Annotated in this window: 16 protein-coding genes, 1 tRNA gene and 1 pseudogene; 7 read left to right on the top strand and 11 right to left on the bottom strand. The window is 68.1% G+C overall.

The genetic code is table 11. The features are described from left to right. Positions 1-65, bottom strand: a 65-nt coding sequence (locus AB0M26_RS02040) for a leucine zipper domain-containing protein (RefSeq protein WP_365253761.1), incomplete at its 3' end; no start/stop codon positions are given. A 241-nt stretch (positions 66-306) separates the two neighbouring features. Here AB0M26_RS02040 and AB0M26_RS02045 point away from each other — a divergent pair. Then, positions 307-380 (top strand) — tRNA-Gly (locus tag AB0M26_RS02045). Between the two features lie 47 nt (positions 381-427). Here AB0M26_RS02045 and AB0M26_RS02050 read toward each other — a convergent pair. The 3 genes from AB0M26_RS02050 to AB0M26_RS02060 all read right to left on the bottom strand — a co-directional run bounded on the left by AB0M26_RS02050 (position 428) and on the right by AB0M26_RS02060 (position 2,599). Further along, complete coding sequence (locus tag AB0M26_RS02050; RefSeq protein ID WP_365253046.1) at positions 428-1,699, bottom strand: ImmA/IrrE family metallo-endopeptidase; 1,272 nt, start codon at positions 1,697-1,699, stop codon at positions 428-430. 187 nt (positions 1,700-1,886) lie between these two features. Then, positions 1,887-2,108 (bottom strand): helix-turn-helix transcriptional regulator, encoded by a 222-nt coding sequence (locus tag AB0M26_RS02055; RefSeq protein WP_365253049.1) that lies wholly within the window; start codon positions 2,106-2,108, stop codon positions 1,887-1,889. Next, on the bottom strand, positions 2,108-2,599 hold the full coding sequence (locus tag AB0M26_RS02060; protein WP_365253052.1) for a DUF2975 domain-containing protein: 492 nt from the start codon (positions 2,597-2,599) through the stop codon (positions 2,108-2,110). Before AB0M26_RS02060 ends, AB0M26_RS02055 begins: the two co-directional genes overlap by 1 nt. A 169-nt stretch (positions 2,600-2,768) precedes the next feature. Here AB0M26_RS02060 and AB0M26_RS02065 point away from each other — a divergent pair, with 169 nt between their 5' ends. After that, positions 2,769-3,110: a DUF3592 domain-containing protein gene (locus tag AB0M26_RS02065; protein ID WP_365253055.1), complete on the top strand. Its 342-nt coding sequence runs from the start codon at positions 2,769-2,771 to the stop codon at positions 3,108-3,110. 92 nt (positions 3,111-3,202) lie between these two features. Here AB0M26_RS02065 and AB0M26_RS02070 read toward each other — a convergent pair whose 3' ends face one another. Next, positions 3,203-3,661 carry an SRPBCC domain-containing protein gene (locus AB0M26_RS02070; RefSeq protein WP_365253058.1) on the bottom strand — a complete coding sequence of 153 codons (459 nt, stop codon included), beginning with the start codon at positions 3,659-3,661 and terminating at the stop codon, positions 3,203-3,205. 235 nt (positions 3,662-3,896) lie between these two features. On the opposite strand from AB0M26_RS02070, the gene AB0M26_RS02075 reads away from it, so the two are divergent. Continuing rightward, positions 3,897-4,217 (top strand): GYD domain-containing protein, encoded by a 321-nt coding sequence (locus AB0M26_RS02075; RefSeq protein ID WP_365253061.1) that lies wholly within the window; start codon positions 3,897-3,899, stop codon positions 4,215-4,217. Between the two features lie 202 nt (positions 4,218-4,419). Here AB0M26_RS02075 and AB0M26_RS02080 read toward each other — a convergent pair whose 3' ends face one another. The 3 genes from AB0M26_RS02080 to AB0M26_RS02090 all read right to left on the bottom strand — a co-directional run bounded on the left by AB0M26_RS02080 (position 4,420) and on the right by AB0M26_RS02090 (position 7,888). Next, on the bottom strand, positions 4,420-5,883 hold the full coding sequence (locus AB0M26_RS02080) for an MFS transporter (protein WP_365253064.1): 1,464 nt from the start codon (positions 5,881-5,883) through the stop codon (positions 4,420-4,422). Between the two features lie 135 nt (positions 5,884-6,018). Continuing rightward, the gene (locus tag AB0M26_RS02085) at positions 6,019-6,612 is read right to left on the bottom strand and encodes a GNAT family N-acetyltransferase (protein WP_365253067.1); all 594 of its coding nucleotides are present in this window, start codon (positions 6,610-6,612) and stop codon (positions 6,019-6,021) included. Between the two features lie 667 nt (positions 6,613-7,279). Further along, entirely contained in the window at positions 7,280-7,888 is a 609-nt protein-coding gene (locus AB0M26_RS02090) for a GPP34 family phosphoprotein (protein WP_365253070.1), read from the bottom strand. Between the two features lie 467 nt (positions 7,889-8,355). Between AB0M26_RS02090 and AB0M26_RS02095 the strand changes: the two genes are divergently transcribed. Next, a complete protein-coding gene (locus AB0M26_RS02095) occupies positions 8,356-9,819 on the top strand; it encodes an amino acid permease (RefSeq protein WP_365253073.1) in 1,464 nt (487 codons plus the stop codon). A 169-nt stretch (positions 9,820-9,988) separates the two neighbouring features. Here AB0M26_RS02095 and AB0M26_RS02100 read toward each other — a convergent pair whose 3' ends face one another. Then, entirely contained in the window at positions 9,989-11,848 is a 1,860-nt protein-coding gene (locus tag AB0M26_RS02100) for a TIGR03767 family metallophosphoesterase (RefSeq protein WP_365253076.1), read from the bottom strand. Between the two features lie 499 nt (positions 11,849-12,347). On the opposite strand from AB0M26_RS02100, the gene AB0M26_RS02105 reads away from it, so the two are divergent. Beyond that, positions 12,348-14,255, top strand: a complete 1,908-nt coding sequence (locus AB0M26_RS02105; protein WP_365253079.1) for a sulfatase — start codon at positions 12,348-12,350, stop codon at positions 14,253-14,255. Positions 14,256-14,380: 125 nt separating this feature from the next. Continuing rightward, positions 14,381-15,259, top strand: coding sequence for a LysR family transcriptional regulator (locus tag AB0M26_RS02110; RefSeq protein ID WP_365253081.1), 879 nt, complete (start codon positions 14,381-14,383; stop codon positions 15,257-15,259). Between the two features lie 245 nt (positions 15,260-15,504). On the opposite strand, the pseudogene AB0M26_RS02115 reads toward AB0M26_RS02110, so the two are convergent. Next, positions 15,505-15,585: pseudogene (locus tag AB0M26_RS02115) on the bottom strand (DNA-binding response regulator); the annotation flags it as partial. A 211-nt stretch (positions 15,586-15,796) separates the two neighbouring features. Beyond that, on the bottom strand, positions 15,797-16,165 hold the full coding sequence (locus AB0M26_RS02120) for a helix-turn-helix domain-containing protein (RefSeq protein WP_365253084.1): 369 nt from the start codon (positions 16,163-16,165) through the stop codon (positions 15,797-15,799). Between the two features lie 245 nt (positions 16,166-16,410). Between AB0M26_RS02120 and AB0M26_RS02125 the strand changes: the two genes are divergently transcribed. Continuing rightward, positions 16,411-16,776, top strand: a complete 366-nt coding sequence (locus AB0M26_RS02125) for a hypothetical protein (RefSeq protein ID WP_365253087.1) — start codon at positions 16,411-16,413, stop codon at positions 16,774-16,776. Positions 16,777-16,792: the final 16 nt, after the last annotated feature.

A 16,792-nucleotide genomic window follows, 5' to 3' on the forward strand; every position in this document is an offset into this window, starting at 1 on the left:
GATCGGACCCGCTCGACCAGCAGTCGCCTCCCGAAGACGGTCAGCCGGGCATTACGGTGGGACACGAAGACCTCCGTGTGTGGTGTGGAGCCTAGACACCTCCACCACATCGGAGGTCTTCGCTCTTGATCAACCCCCCACGAGTGTCAACAACGCTCATGGTCAGAACACCTAGGGGGCCGCCGTGCCCTACGCACGAGGTACCTGGCGTTCCCGTCCCGAGCAGCACAAAGGCCCACGGCGAATACACCGGAGCCATCGATGGGGTACAGTTTGCGGCGGTAAGACGCCGAGGCGCCTTATTGCGCGGGTGTAGTTTAATGGTAGAACATGAGCTTCCCAAGCTCAGAGCGCGGGTTCGATTCCCGTCACCCGCTCCACGACGAAGCTCCAGGTCAGCAGCCTGGTGCTTGTTTATTGTCTAGACCTATCGGTCACGGGAGACATCGGCTGGGCGAATGCCTTCGGCCCGTAGGGCGGCGAAGACCTTCCCGAGGACCTGCGAGGTCTCCCGCCCGAGACGACTTTGTGGCTCGTCCCTGCGGTATCCCAGTCGACTGAGCTCAACGCAGTGGGTCCGGTACTGCCACTCTGTTGTGAGGTTCAGCTCGTGAAGGCGGTGAGCCAGTGCCATTGCGGCGACCTTCCAACGTCGCTTCGCCTGCAGGATCCAGTTGGTGCTTGGGTTACGCGGTGCGTACGCGAGTACGTCAGCAGCCGGCATCAACAAGGCAGCAGCGAATCGGTGGGCTTCCCCCTCTGCCTGAGGGCCATGCGGTACTTGCTCTTCACCATGCATGACCAGGTGACCGAGCTCGTGAGCCGCATCGAAGCGTCCCCGCTCCGCGGTTTTCTCCGTGCTCAGCAGGATGAACGGGATGCCTCGATCCCGGAATGAGAAGGCGTCGACCTCTGGGCAGTCCCGAGAGAGCGAGAACACTCGAACCCCGTGGGCCTCCAGGAGGCCACGGGTGGTCCGCCAGGCGCGTATGAGAAGCACGAGCTGAACGACGCACCAGGCGAGCCCGGCTATGCCGAACCACATCAGGACCGACGGTCCGATGCCTGTGGTGAAGGACTCCTGCAGACCCTTGGTCAAGGTGAACGAGCCGACGCCCAGGAAGAGCAGGGACGGCAGCATCAGTACGAGCGGGATGGCCAGGAGCGGCCAGCGGCGCCGCCACGGTCGGCTGTGGCGGGTTGCCTTGAGATGGGCACGTATTCGCCCCGAATTCCATACGCCCTCGCGGTCCGCTGCGTCGATCCGTGCCGCAGTATCCGCCACGGCCTGGTGCAGCAGTTCAAGACGCTCGGGGTCGGTTCGCCCGGCGGCGTAGAGGAGAGCCCTGCGCATACGGGCGAAGCGCAGCGCGATCACCGCCGTCCACGGCAGACACCGGCCGCCGAACCCCGCGAGCGCCCCGGTTCCCGTGCGACCGGCCCGCTCGGCATCCAGCAAGACCGTCGGCATGCCTCGCTTGCTGCGCTGCAATTGACCGAAGTCCAGCGCAATGGCTATGAGCAGGCACACCAGTGGCACGTAGGCGACCAGGTCGTCGGCGGTGCCGCGCAGCGACGTGGCCCAGCCGGGCGGTTCGGCATCACGCCTCCCGGTGTAGTTGACCAGCGTGTGATGGCCGATCGAGTAGCCCATCGGCAACAGGCCGAGCAGGCGCCGCCAGCCTCGGCCACGCAGCACAAGCCCGGCACCCAGTGCTCCGACAGCGCCCCAGGCGAGATGCTGGACCGGCAGCCGCGCCCGCCTCCATGACACGCAACGGGGTCGGAAGCGTGTTGCGGGTGATCGGCGGTCCACGTCCATGCGGTCGACGTGCCGTGTCACGGGCCAGTGGTGCCCGGCGTCTTCACACCCGCCCTGGGCCGTGTCATCCGCCCGCGGCGTCCTCGGTCTCCCAGCGCAGCAGGTCGCCCGGCTGACACTTGAGCACCTCGCAGAGCGCGTCGAGCGTCGCGAAGCGCACCGCCTTGGCGCGGCCGTTCTTGAGCACCGCCAGGTTGGCGGGCGTGATCCCTACGCGGTCCGCCAGCTCGCCCACGGACATCTTCCGCCTGGCGAGCATTACATCGATGTCGACGGCGATCGGCATCAGATCACCTCGTCCAACTCGGCCTGCATCTGCGCCGCTTCGAGGTCGCGCGCGACAGCCTGGGCAAGCAGCATCCGTAGCACGAACACGATGAGCGCGACCCCCAGGATGGCCACGCCAACCCCGCCCATGATGACGGTGACGCCTGGGTCGGCCCGCTGGCCCGGCGCATTGAGGACCGTGATCGCGAACCACACGAGGGCAGCCGCCACGATCGCGCCGATCACGACGTCCACGTACCGGAAGGCGGCGTGGGAGAACACGGTTCCGCGTCGCACCATGGTCACCAGCCGCCATACGCAAACCACGGCGACCTGGACCGACACCATGCCCAGGATCGTGACCACGCGCAGCGGGGTCAGCGGGAGCGACCCGTCCTCCGGGTCGCTCCCGCTGACCAAAGCCCACAGCATCCCTGCCTGTACGAACACGGTGCCGGTGAGCACCACCACGAGCACCGCGCGCAGCGCACGCACTGTCAGCTTTCCCATGGCCCATCCCTCCACCGAGTCACGATGGAAATCTATCGACTTTCGATAGGTGACGCAAGGGCTGGGTCCGAGAACGGGCGGCGGTTTCGCACCGCGACGGGATGCTGCCGCCCCCTCCCACGGCATGGCGTTCGCGCGGTGTGTGTGGTTCGCCGTAAAGGAGGGCCGCATGATGTTGCGCCTCCGCCGTTACGGCCTCCCGGCCCCGGGGCTTGTGGTCAACAACGTCCGGGTCGGACGCCTCAACCGGTCCGACAGGCGGACCCGGCACCAGGTGCCGGTCATCGAGTTCTTCGACCAGCACGGCCACCGCGTGGAGTTCTCCCCGAAGATGCATGGAAAGGGAATGGGAATCCCCACCGGCCGCAGGGTCGCGATGCTCTATCTGCCCGACCGGCCGCAGAAGGCCCGGGTGCACGCCTTCCGCCACACGCTGGTGCCCCCGATCATCCAGATGATCGTCGGCCTGGTCTTCACCTACGTCGGGATCATGGTCGCCCTCCATGCCTGAGGCACGGCCGGCCCACGACGCCCGAAGTCCCGCTACGCTTCCCGCCGTACGAGGTCGCAGGAGCACGTGAACCGAACGCGTACACCTGGATCTCAGGCCGACGCGGCCGAGGCCAGCAGCTCATCCAGCTTGTTGAGACTCTGGGCCCAGCCTTCCTCGTGAAGGGTTCGGCGCCGTTCAGTGGCGAAGTCGCCCTGGTTGAAAACCAACTTGGCCGATGAATTGCCGAGTTCGTGAAACGACAGCGTCACGACCGTCTCCCGATCCTCGGGATCGGGATCCTCCCACCGGAAGGTGTAGGACAGGCGTTCCGGAGGGTCGACCTCGAGGAATTCCCCCACTAGACAGAACACATCGCCATCCGGAGGCTGCATCGCGATCCGATAGGCACCGCCTGGCCGAAGGTCACTTTCCACACTCGGGATCGCGAACCCATCCGGCCCCCACCACTTGGCCACTTCTCGGGGTTCGGTGAACGTCCGGAAGACGACCGAGCGCGGTGCGCGGAAGACATGCTGCAGGTGCAGCCTCAGCCCGCCATCGTGTGTCAACGCGAAACCTCCTCCATCCGAAGGTGTCGAGCCTGAACACAAGGCTTATTCTATACTTTGCAGCTGTTTGCCACGATCTCACTGCTCTTCCAACGGTGACGGGCGACGGCGGATCGGATCGGACCCGCGGTTCAGCTTCCAACGAGTGAATCCAGCCGCTCGGTGAGTGGCGGCCGACGCGATAGCGGGAAGGCCATCGTCGTACCGGACAAGCAAATGGTCAGGGAGCCTCCCCATGCCGAAGTTCCTCATCCAGGCCAGCTACACAACCGAGGGCACGAAGGGTCTGCTCAAAGAGGGCGGGAGTGGCCGCCGCGCTGCCGTCGACCAGATCGTCACCGACCTCGGCGGAACTGTGGAGGCTATGTACTTCGCCTTCGGCGAGGACGACGTCGTGCTCATCGTCGACTTCCCCGACGCGGTCTCCATGGCCGCCGTCAGCCTCACGGTCAAGGCCAGCGGCGCTCTCCACACCCGTGCCACCCCCCTCCTCACCCTCGACCAGGTCGACGAGGCCGCCCGTCGAAAGGTCGCCTTTCGCGACCCCGGCGCGTGAATCTGCGAAACCAGAAGTCGTTCGGAAGCCGGGACGGCCCGCGATTCCCAGGTCCGCGGCGCGGGTTCGATTTCCCGCCACCCGCTCCACAGCAAGCCCCAGGCCCACGGGCCTGGGGCTTGTGGGTTGTCCGGACCGCGTCCGCGTCGTTGGTTCCCCGCAGTCCTGGGGAATGCCTCGTGGACGCAGGTCCTGGGCGCGGCTAGCAGCGGCGGGTCTGATAGGGAACGGGGGCGGGTGCCGGTTCGGGCGGTGTCGGGCAACGGCGCAGGGCGACGAAGAAGGTCAGCACGATTCCGCCGGACACGACGAAGAGCGTGGTGCTGATCCCGTCGGCGGTGGCGATGCGAAGCCGTTCACCGGAAAGGCCGTCAAGGCGGGCGGTCGCGATCAGTACGAGGATGGCGAGGCCGACAGCTGCGCCCACGCCTGAGCCGGTGGAGGCGATGCCGGAGGCAATGCCCTGTTGCCGGTCGGGGACTCCGGTAGCGGCGGCGATGAACATGGTGGTGAAGACCACCCCGTCGCCGATGCTCAGCACCACAAGGCCGGGGATGAGCTCGATGTACGTGCCGTTCGGCGAGATCGCGAGGCCGAGTGCGACCGCACCGAGCGCACCAACGGCGAGCGCCGCGGCCGACGTGCGCCGGAGGCCGAACCGCGTTACGAGCCGGCCCGCGGATGTCGAACCGGCCACCACCACTGCCGTGGGGATGAGGAAGCCGGCGCCCGCCTGCAGAGCGTCGTAGCCCAGAATCTCCTGGAAGTAGATGGACAGGAAGTAGAGCACGGAACCGAATGTCGCCATGAACATGAACGCGATGACGACGCCCGTGATCAGATTGGGGTTGGAGAGCAGCCCGGGCGGCATGAGTGGGTCGTAGCTGCGCCGCTCGATGATGGCGAAGGCTCCGATCAGCAGGAGACCCGCCGCAGCGCTCAGCAGGATGCCCGGCGAAAGCCAGCCGAGCCCGGGGCCTTGCACCAGGGCGAACACGACGAGCGTGACTCCGAGGGTGACGCTGAGCGCCCCGGGCAGATCGAATCTGCGGCCCTTTTCGCGTTCACCGTCCCGTGGGATCACCACGAAAGCGAGCAGCAGCGCGGGGCCGGCAAGCGCGACGTTGACGAGGAAGACCGCTTCCCAGCCGAACGCCTGCGTCAGAAGTCCGCCGAGCAGCACACCGATGACGAGTCCTGCCGCGCCTGACCCTCCCCAGATTCCCAAAGCGCGGTTTCGGGCGCGGCCTTCGACGAATGCGGTGTTGATGAGTGCCAGGGTGGTCGGGAATACGAGGGCTCCGCCGAGGCCCTGGAATGCGCGAGCGGCGAGGAGTATTCCGGCGCTGGTCGCAAGTCCTCCCGCGAGCGCGGCCCCAGCATAGAGTGCGAGGCCGGTTGCCAGGATGCGGCGTCGCCCGAGGAGGTCGGCGGCTCGTCCGCCGAACAGGAGGAAGCCGGCCGAAGCCACGGCATAGGCGCTGATGACCGCCTGGAGCGTCCGCGCCGAATAGCCGAGGTCACGTGCGATGTCGGGCAGTGCCACGACCACGATGTACTGGTCGAGCGAAACGACCAGCATGGCGAAGGAGAGGAGCGCCAGCGTCGCTGTCTCGCGGTTCCGGCCGAGGCTGCCGGGCGCAGATGATGGCTCTCGGGGTCGCACGGCTGTACTCCTGGTGATCGGCCGCGTCTGTGCTCACGGCCTGCCGGGGAATTCCGTCCGACGGGTGGCGGACTTCGCGGAGAAGAGAGAAGGACGGTTGGGAAAACCCTATCCAGCTCGCCCCCACCCATGCCGTCAACGACCCATGCTCGGCCGTCGACGACCCATGCTCGTCGGACTATTCGGCGCTGGTGCGGACCAGTGCCGTTCGTGGGCGGTGATCGATGGCCCGGAGCCCACCCGTGACCCGGCGGGGCGGGCGAAGAGCGCACCCGAGCCGGCGCCGGGTACGTGCTTGATGCCCCGGGGCTCGAAGCCGAGGCCCCGGTAGTAGGAGTGGAGGCGCCGGTTGGTCTTCCAGACATCGATCCGGAGCCAGGACTTTCCGGCCTTCTGGGCCTGCTCCCCCGACCAGTCGAGGAGCGAGACGCCCAGTCCGGTACCCCTTGGAATCACGACCAGACGATGTACGAACAGGGCGTCGGTGCATTCAGCCGGCCAGAACGGAGTTCCCTCCTTGTTGAGTGTGACGGTCGCGACCTCGCCGACCCCGTCGTCGACGAGGTAGGTCTCCTGTCTTCGGATGCTCGGCAGTATGAGGTCATCCGGCATGGGGAGAGACCATTGACCGAAGCCCAGGGGCCGTAGTCGCCGTTCGGACATGGCGAGGAGCTCCCGCACCGTTTCCAGGTCGCTTTCTCGAGCTGTTCGGATGGTGAACAAGGCCACCGTGACTCCTTGCGTGGTGATGCGTGGTGAAGGGGTGGCGCAGAGGATCGCGAGGGCCCTCCGGGGGCGGTCCTCTCCGGGGGTGCTGGAGTCGGGGACCAGGCTTCTTCCGAGCGCCGGTTCGCCGACCGTACGGCACGGGTCTGACAACACGCGTCTGACACTGGACGGCGGCGAGGCGATGCTCCCCAGTCCGGTTCCCCCGTCCCCGGGCCGGGCCGTATGGGCATGAATCCGAAGCAGCGGGCGAGAACCCGGCGGACCCACATGCGAATTGGATGATCCGGTACTCATGGAACGAGGAAGATCACGCTGAATCGAGACCGTCATGACGGCCTCGTCGGCGAGTTCCGTCGGCTCGAGGAGCCCGGCGACGTTCGCTCCGCACCAGGGGAAGTCTTTCCGTGGCTCGGCAGTTCTGCGACGTGGGCCTCGTCGGCCGGCTGGGCCTGACGAGGTTTTCCTTGCTCGTGGGAGAATCGGGCCGCGAGCCGTTCTTCTCCGACGTGCGGGCGAAGAAACGGCTGCCGTCGGCCGGGGTCCAAACTTCTTTGCGGGAGCGGCACATGACCGCCTCGTACCTGGTCCGGTTGCACAACGGCCTGGCGGCACCCGGCCGGGGCGGCACGGGTGGCACCCGCCTGCGGCGCCACCCGGTCCGGCAGCGTCAGTCGCCCCGCCAGATGTTGTCGAAGGCCGCCTGCTCGATGTCGTGTCGCTGCCGTACGGCCTCGAGTTCGAGCAGCGCGTCATTGACCCCGGCGAGCACCTCTTCCGCCGCGTCGTCGGTCTCGCTCAGTGCGCCGTCGGGCCCCGCCTCGCCGCGGAGGCCGAGGGCCGTCCCGAGCGCGGCGAGGACGGGCTCGTCAGCTGTCCAACGCTCCTTCGCCGTGCGGCGGTCGGGCGAGTCGGTCAGCTCCGTCCGGCCGGTACGGAAAGGCAGTCGGCGGCGGCGCCGCCGGGCGACCTGTCCTTCCCTTTCGAGGGCGGCCAGATAGGCGGAGGACAGGTTGCGGCCCCGCCGCCAGAGCCAGTCGGCGACCGATTCGTACGGGGATTCGCGTACGAGTGACTCCTCGGCCTCGTTCAGCAGGCGGTCCGACAGGGGCACCCGGAGGCCGGGCACGATCCGGTCGCCGTCCAGCGTCACGGTCTCGGCCGCCAGGAGGTCGATCAGCTCGGCGCCCGCGAGGGCGAGCGAGAGCCTGCCCCGCTCGAGGGGGTGGCCGGGCGCCACGTCCATGGCGGTGATCATCAAGTCCCGGGATGTGGTCATGTAGGGCTCCGCGTCAGCGACATCGGCACACGCCGCGACACCGTAAGCGGCCGGTCCGTCGGGCCCGTGGGCCGGTGGCTCGGGGCGAAGGGCGGCGCAGGACGAGTGCTCCCGCTTACGAGCCTACGGAGCGACACCGACGGCTGCACGACCTGCCCTCTCACCGGCTCCGGCACGAGGAGACCCCGGATCGATGCATTCCGGACATGGTGCCCGCGAACCGGCCCCCTCCCGACCCCCTATGAGAAACGCCACGCCCTTACTTATTGCTAGTGAAACCTCTGAGAAACCTCAGATCCATTTCCGCGTGACGTTCACCACTGCCAAAATCCCAGGGATGCCGTGACTATGGCCCCCGGGCGCCCCTGCCCTCCCCCGGTCTCTCGCGGTGATCGCCTTCCTCGCCGTGGAAGGCCGCCGGCCGCCGGCCGGATACCGCACATCCCCTCACGAAGGTGAACAGCCCCATGAGTGACCGCACCATGACTGCGGCCGACAAGCCTGCTGCCGGGGTCCCGGCAGCGAGGTCCCCCCACGTGGACGCCGGTGACGCCGGGTACCGCAAGGACCTCAAGTCGCGTCACATCAACATGATCGCGATCGGGGGTGCCATCGGTACGGGCCTGTTCCTGGGTGCCGGTGGCCGCATGGCCGACGCCGGGCCGTCGCTCTTCATCGCGTACGCCGTCTGCGGTGTCTTCGCCTTCTTCGTCGTGCGAGCGCTCGGCGAGCTGGTGCTCCACCGGCCGTCCTCCGGTGCCTTCGTCAGTTACGCCCGCGAGTTCACGGGCGAGAAGGGCGCCTACGCCGCCGGCTGGCTGTACTTCCTCAACTGGTCCACGACCGCCGTCGCCGACATCACCGCGGCAGCCACCTACGCGCACTTCTGGGGCATGTTCAGCGACATCCCGCAGTGGGTGCTGGCCCTCATTGCGCTCGGCGTGGTCCTCACAACCAACCTGATCTCGGTGAAGTACTTCGGCGAGATGGAGTTCTGGTTCGCGATCATCAAGGTGGCGGCGCTGGTCGCCTTCATGCTGGTCGGGATCTACCTCGTCGTCACGCATCACGAGATCGACGGCCACACTCCCGGGCTGTCCACGATCTCGAGCAACGGCGGCATCTTCCCCAGCGGCGTCATGCCGATGCTGCTGCTGATCCAGGGCGTCGTCTTCGCCTACGCCTCCGTCGAGCTGTGCGGTGTCGCCGCCGGTGAGACCGAGAACCCCGAGAAGATCATGCCGAGGGCGATCAACTCGATCATGTGGCGCGTGGGCCTCTTCTACGTCGGCTCCGTCGTGCTGCTGGCGCTGCTGCTGCCGTACACCGCCTACAGCGGCGACGAGAGCCCCTTCGTGACCGTCTTCGACAAGCTCGGCGTCCCCGGTGCGGCCGGCGTGATGAACCTGGTCGTGCTCACCGCCGCGCTCTCCAGCCTGAACTCGGGGCTCTACTCCACCGGCCGGATTCTGCGCTCCATGTCGCTGTCCGGCTCCGCGCCGAAGTTCACGGGCGTCATGAACAAGCGCGGCGTGCCCTTCGGCGGCATCCTGCTGACCGCGGCCTTCGGTGTCGTGGGCGTGTTCCTCAACTTCGTCATGCCCGAGGATGCCTTCGAGCTGGTGCTGAACTTCGCCTCGATCGGCATCATCGGCACCTGGTCGATGATCATGATCTGCTCGCTGCTGTTCTGGACCCGCTCCAAGGAGGGCCGCGTCACTCGGCCCGACTACCGGCTGCCCTGGGCCCCCTACACCCAGCTCGTCACCCTCGCGTTCCTCGCCGCCGTCCTCGTGCTGATGTGGATGGACGGCGGCGTCGGCCGAACGACGGTGAACAGCCTTCCGCTGATCGCGCTCGCGTTGGTCGGGGGCTGGTACCTGGTCCGGAAGCGGGTCAAGCAGATCGACGAGGAGCGCTCCGAGATCTGACGACCGCCCCCGTCGGGCCCGTCGTGAACCGGCCCCACGAAAGGCGGAAGAGGGTCCCCGTGGGATGTCCCGCGGGGACCTTCGTAAGCGGCAACGCAAACGGAAATGGGCAGGGCCCGGGCTGTTCGCCCGGGCCCTGCCCGCCCCTTCCTTCGTTCGGCCGGTGGCCTCAGCCCGCCAGGGCCGGGGATTGCTCCCTGGCCCGTCCGCCCGCGGTCGTACGGGACTTCTTCCGCACGCCCACCGCCGTCGCCAGCGGGAAGGGGGCCGGGACCAGGAGTTCCGCGTTCCGGTCGGCCACTTCGCCGCGGCGGGTCTCGTCGAGCTGGATGTCGTTGACCGCCAGTTCCCGCGCCAGCGATGCCAGCGCCTTGGGGCTGCCGAGGTCGCCGCCGTTGGACAGGGGTGCGTCGATGTCCAGGATCGTCGTGAAGATGGAGATGCTCTCCTGGCCCGACGCGTCCTTGCCGGCCGTCATCTCGATCACCCGGCTCTGGATCGGCCAGTCGATGTGGGCCGCCGCGGACACCTCCCAGAATCCGCCCGGCTTGGCGTGGTTCGCGGGACGGGCGTGCGGCCGGATCTCATTGCGGTGGGTATGGCCGTTGGCCATCAGGACGACATTCGGGAATCGGAGCAGCAGGGCTTCGACTTCCTCGCCCGAGAGGTGGTCGTCGTGGGTGTTCGTCATCGTGCGCAGCGGGTGGTGGCAGAAGATGACGATGAGTTTGTCCTTGACGTCGCGCTGGTTCACGACGTTTCCATCCTCGTCGAAGTACGTGCTGCTGCATTCCTTGAGACGTTCCTCGAGCCAGACGAACTGGTCCTCGTCGATGCCGCCGTCGTTGTTGTTCTGGATGTTGGTCAGCCCGCCGGGATTCGTCGAGTCGAGGGTGATGTACTGGATCGGGTCGTCGGCTCCGGCGGGTATCGCGTAGTACGCCTTGTCGCTGCCCTCGGTGAAGCCGTGGCCGACCGGCAGCCCGCTGGTCCTGTGGTGCTCCGCGATGAATTCCGCGGGGCTGAGCGGCCGGCGGTTGGCGTCGGCAGTGACGTCCTCGGAGTCGATCCCCGCGAAGACGGCCTTGATCACGTCGAAGAGATCGATGTCCTCCATCTTGCCGGGGAGTTCCGGGCCTTCGGACCACTTCTCCGCATTGACCGTGTGGTACTTCAGCGAGTGGAAGAAGGGGAGATCCGTGTCGGTCCGGATGTTTCCCTGGACCATCACGTCGTGGTTTCCGTACACCGCGTACCAGGGCATGCCGAGTCCCGCGGCGTCGAACGGCGTACGGGCCGCCCCCAGCAGGCCCTGGATCTGCGGGAATCCCCGCTCGCTGTACTTGTTGCCGGGCTGCGGGGGTTCCTCGGGACGCCAGTAGTGCTCGGCCGGGCCGAAGACCCCGTTCGAAACACTCTCGTCCTTGTCGGGAGAGCCGGAGTCGGCCTGCACCGACGCGCCGCCGTCGAGCAGATCGATGTACCAACGGGTCTCATTGAGCTGGGCGTTGTCCACGGCGTCGCCGGTCACCACCGTGAATGCCAGCGGCAGGCCGGTCTTCGGGCCCTTGCCCAGTTCCCTCAAGGAACGGCACATCGCGTCGACGACTTGCAGCGACAGGAATTCGTGCGCGCGGTACGCCGCGGCGAAGGGGTAGCCGGATTCCGGGTCGTCGTTGTACCGGTCGAGGAATTCGACGCGTGACGGCGACTGGTCGTCGATGACATGCAGATCGCTGAGATGCCCGAACGCCACCAGGGGTTTCGGGTTCTCGGCGCGCGAGGAGGTGATGTCGGTACGGAGCGTGTGCCCTTCGCCGTTCGCCTCGACGAGCTTCCGGTAGCCCTTGGCATCCGGTGGGCCGGGCACAACCGTCTTGGTCAGCGTCGTACCGGCGCCGAAGGCCGATGTCGAGGGTGCCTTTCTGGGACCGGCGAGAGCGGCGCGTGCCACTCCCCCCGGATCGATGGCCGCCGCGGCCACTCCAGCCGCGGCGAACGTCAGCATCCTCCGACGTGAAACCGACACGTGGTCACCATTCCTCACTCGATCCGGTAGCCGCGGCTACGGCGTCGAATCCACCGCCGCCCGGCATGGACTCCGCATTCGCCCCCCGCTGTCACCCGTCGACCGGCATGGCTCTCGCACGTATGGAGATGTAGGCCCGCGCGAGGCGCTCCGCCGCCGTTCCACCCCCTGCATTCACCCGTACTTGGACATACATGGACGGACGCGGACGGGCGTGAACTTCCCCGACGCCTTCGGAACGCGCGGTGCGGTCGTGGCGCCGGGCACGGTCAACGCCCTTCTGCGACCGGCAATGGATTCTCGAACGTGTCCCGGGCCGCGGACATGAGTAATGGCTACTGCCTTGGCGTCGCCCGGACCTCCGAGGAGGATGCGGTTCACGGTTTCCGACCCTTACCGCTGAACGAAAGCCGTGGTCGAGCCGTACAGACATCGGCGGCCCCGGCCTCCCGAGCCGGTTCGCCGCACCGCACCGGGCTTCGCACGGAAGGACCTTCGGGTGTCCCTCTTCACACGCTCCCATCAGCGAACGAATGCTGACAAAGCGCCCATCGATGAGGGTGGTTCGGCCAACGGTCCGGAGGAAGGCGGCCGTGACGGCGCCACCGGCACCGACGCTTCCGCCCCCGGACGCGACACTGCCGACGCCACCGACGCCCCGGGACCCGACGCCCCGGACACCCCCGACGCCCCGGGGCCCGACACTGCCGACGCCACCGACGCTTCCGTTCCCCACGGCTGGCGTGCCAAGTACCCCGTCATCGCAGGGATCCTGGCCTGGGGGGCCTCCCTCGTCGCCGGCGGGCTCATATTCGCCGCGCTCCTTCTGCCGAGTTCGCTACCGGCCCTCGCCCCTGAGACGTTCCTGCACCTGCCCGTCGAGCCGATATTCGGAGCCGCCGTACTGATCGTCCTGCCGCGCAGGGCGCGGTGGGTGGCCACGGTGACGGCCGGGGTGGGCCTCGGCCTGCTGGTCATCGTGAAACTGCTCGACATGGGCTTCAACGAGACGCTCGGCCGCGGGTTCAATCTCGTACTGGACTGGCCCCTGCTCGACGACGGCCTGTCGTTCCTGAAGGACTCGATCGGGGAGGGCGGCGCCGACGGCGTCGTCATCGGGGCCGTGGTCCTCGTCCTCGCCCTGTTCGTGCTCATGACGCTGTCGGTTCGGCGGCTCAGCAGCCTCATGTCCCGGCACAGCGTCGTCGCGACGCGTACGGTGCTCGCGCTCGGGACCGTCTGGGTCCTCTGCGCCCTCCTGGGCCTGCAAGCGGCGGGCGGAACGTTCGCCACCCGCAGTACGGCCGCGCTCGTGCACGACCGCTACAAGCGCGTGAAGGCGACGCTCGAGGACGAGCGGGAGTTCGCCAAGGACGCCCGCGTCGATGCCTTCGGCGACGTCCCCGGCGACCGGCTGCTGACCGGACTGCGCGGGAAGGACGTCATGTTCACGTTCATCGAGAGCTATGGGCGCAGCGCGATCGAGAACCCGGAGAGCGCCCAAGGGGTCGGTGAGGAGCTGGCGAAGGGGACCGAGCAGCTGCGCAAGGCGGGTTTCTCCTCGCGCAGCGCCTGGCTGACCTCGGCGACGTACGGCGGCAGCAGCTGGCTCGGCCACTCCACCTTCCTGTCCGGCCTGTGGATCGACAACCAGCAGCGCTACCGCACCGTCACGGCAGGCGATCACCTGACCCTGACCGGCGCGTTCAAGCGCACGGGCGCCTGGCGGACGGTCGGCATCATGCCGGGCGTCACCAAGGACTGGCCGGAGGGGAAGTTCTACGGACTGGACAAGGTCTACGACTCCCGCGATCTCGGCTACCAGGGCCCAAAATTCAGCTGGTCGACCATGCCGGACCAGTACACGCTGAAGGCGTATCAGCGCCTGGAGCACGGCAAGCCCGGCGACAAGCCGCTGATGTCGGAGATCATCCTGACCTCCAGCCACAACCCTTGGGCGCCCCTGCCCAGGACGCTCGGCTGGAACGATATCGGCGACGGGTCCGTGTACCGCCCGATCGAGAAGGCGGGCAGGGATCCGGTGGAGGTATGGAAGGACACCTCGCAGGTGCGGCGGGAGTACGGCCGTTCCATCCAGTACTCGCTGCGCAGCCTCATCTCGTACGTCGAGAAGTACGGCAACAAGAACACCGTGCTGGTCTTCCTCGGCGACCACCAGCCCGTCCCCAAAGTCAGCGGCGAACACGCGAACCGGGATGTGCCGGTCGCGATCGTCGCCCACGACAAGGACGTTCTGGACCGGATCTCGACGTGGGGCTGGGCGGACGGTCTCAACCCCGGGGCAAAGGCCCCGGTCTGGAAGATGGACAGCTTCCGCGACCGCTTCCTGACGGCCTATGGCCCGCAGCCGGGCGCGGCCGCGCCGCCGTCATCGTCGAAGCGGTAGGCGGACATCGCGGCAGACCGGACACAGGCCCTCTCACCCCCGTGAAGAGGGCCTCCGTCCGAAGCGGCTCCATCGTTGCCAAACGCCGGGACCTCATCAAGAGCGATGTTCTGTACGATCGGTAAGTGGCATTTACCGAACTGGCGGAGATCGAGGCCTTCCTGACTCTCGCCGACGAGCTGCATTTCGCCAGGGCCGCCGAGCGTCTGGGGCTGTCCCGGCCGCGGGTGAGTCAGCTCATCCAGTCGCTGGAGCGGCGCATCGGGGGCAGGCTGTTCGACCGTACGAGCCGCAGGGTGGCGCTCACACCCACCGGGCAGTTCCTGCTGGCGCGCGTGAAGCCGAGCTTCGAGGGCCTGCAGCGGTCCATCGATGAGACCCGGGCGTTCGCACGCGAGCTGCGCATCGGATTCCTCGGACCTTTCGCGGGTGCGGTGAACGCGTCGGTGGCCAACTTCCGCCGTACGCACCCCGAGTGGTCGATCAGCATGAGCGAGACCCGGTGGGGCGACTACTTCGGGCCGCTACGGAGGGCCGAAGTGGACATGCAGGTGACCATCTGGCCGGTGTGCGAACCCGACCTGACGACGGGACCGGTGATCGCCGAGTATCCGCGGGTTCTCGCCGTCGCCGCCGACAACCCGCTCGCGACGCGGAGTTCGGTCGATGCGGAGGAGCTGGCCGAGCACACCATGGTCGAGATGCCGCAGGCGGCCCCGAAGGAGATCCGCGAGGGCTTCCTGCCGCGGCTGACACCCGCCGGACGGCCGATCCGCCGGGGCAGGCTGGTCAAGACCCAGCACGAGATGCTCAGCCGGGTCGCGACCAGCAGCGAGGTCTGCGCGACGTCCACGGCGCTGACGCAGTACTACCGCCATCCGGACGTGGTGTTCGTACCGCTGGAGGGGCTGCCGCCGGCCCGTGCGGTGGTGAGCTGGCGCACCGTCAACGAGAACGCGAAGATCCAGGGTTTCGCCGCGTCGCTGCCGTCGCTGGCGTCGTAGCCGGGTGCCTCGCGCCGGGGCCCGGTGCCTCGCGCCGTAGCCCGGTGCCTCGCGCCGGGGCCCGGTGCCTCGCGCCGTAGCCCGGTGCCTCGCGCCGGGGCCCGGTGCCTCGCGTCGTAGCCCGGTGCCTCGCGCCGGGGCCCGGTGCCTCGCGTCGTAGCCCGGTGCCTCGCGCCGGGGCCCTGCGGGCCCTCGCCTCGTGGCCCTGCGGTGGCTCTCAGTACCTCAGTACCAGTACCTCAGTACGGCATCCGGATGTCCATCAGCACGACGTCGGGGCCGCTCCGCCTGACCTGGGCGACCGCGTCGAGCCCGTCGACGGCCCGAGTCGCCGAGCGTGTCAACCGCCCCGTGAGGAGCATGCCCCCGCGACTCCCCCGTGGACGTGGTGGCGTGCTCCCCAACGGGGCGGCTGTGTGCGGCTGTGTCGCGTAGGAAGGACGTTAGACGCCATACGGGGGTGCGGCGAGGTTCCTTCCGCACAGTGCGGGGGCCGGGCGGTTTCACTTCGCACAGTGCCGGCACCGCGTGGCCCGCTCAGAGCTCTCCCAGCGCCGTCATGGCCAGCCACAGTTCGTATTTGGCGCTCGGCGCGTGCAGCAACGAGCGGCCAAGCGTCTCCTCGATCCGGGTCAGCCGCTTGCGGGCGCCGGGCAGTGAGATGCCGAGACCGGCCGCCGTCGCAGGGAGCCTGGCGTCCGCACGCAGCCAGGCCCGTACGGTGTCCCCGGCGGCGCCGAGCGGGGCGATCCGGGCCTTGGCCCACGTCTGGGCGGCCGGGGCGGCCAGCAGGGTCAGCAGATCGGCCGGGTGGCCCGAGCCCAGCGGGTGCTGGGCGCGCAGGCGCAGCGCGAGCCACGCCGTCGACTGGTCGGCGAGGCTGCCGGTGAGGTCGAGGCCCAGCAAGTCGAGGGCCGGTGGGAATGCGGAGCCGTCTCAGGGTCCGCATCAGCACGCGCGTGTGCGGCTGGACTGCCGTCCGGCGCGGCTACCGGTCCGCTTCGAGATGCGGCACGGTTCGACTTTCGGCCCGGACACATGGCCGATCGGCGGATGACGGCCTCCGTCGCGGGCGGACAGTGTGGGGCCCACGAAGTGGTGTCCCACGACCCCGCATACTCGCCGCCCGCCCAGTGGAAGGAAACCCGCGCATGAGCACTGCCGCAAAGATCGGCCTGGGTTTTCTCGGCCTGGTCATGGCCTGGTTCCTGGTGGGTCCCACCGCAGTCGTTCTGGTCGAGGCGTGGACGACGCCGGAGATGAGTCCGCAGGAGTTCGACGAGGCGCGCCTCGGCCAGGAACGCTCCGGTGCGCAGCGCCGGGTGCGCGACAGCGACGACGCGGCGGCGAGCGCCGTCCGAGGCCGGGAACCATCACGCCCCGAGGGGTCGGACTGCACGTACCGGTTCTCCGCCCAGCCCCAGCCCGGCGACCGGAAGATGATCTACCGGTTCTGCTTCCAGGACGCTGAACTGGTGGAGAAGAAGCAGATCAGGATGGGCGCCGGGGAGTCGTAGGAAGCCCGGCACACGG

Source organism: Streptomyces sp. NPDC051776, from assembly GCF_040681345.1.
Classification (GTDB): domain Bacteria; phylum Actinomycetota; class Actinomycetes; order Streptomycetales; family Streptomycetaceae; genus Streptomyces.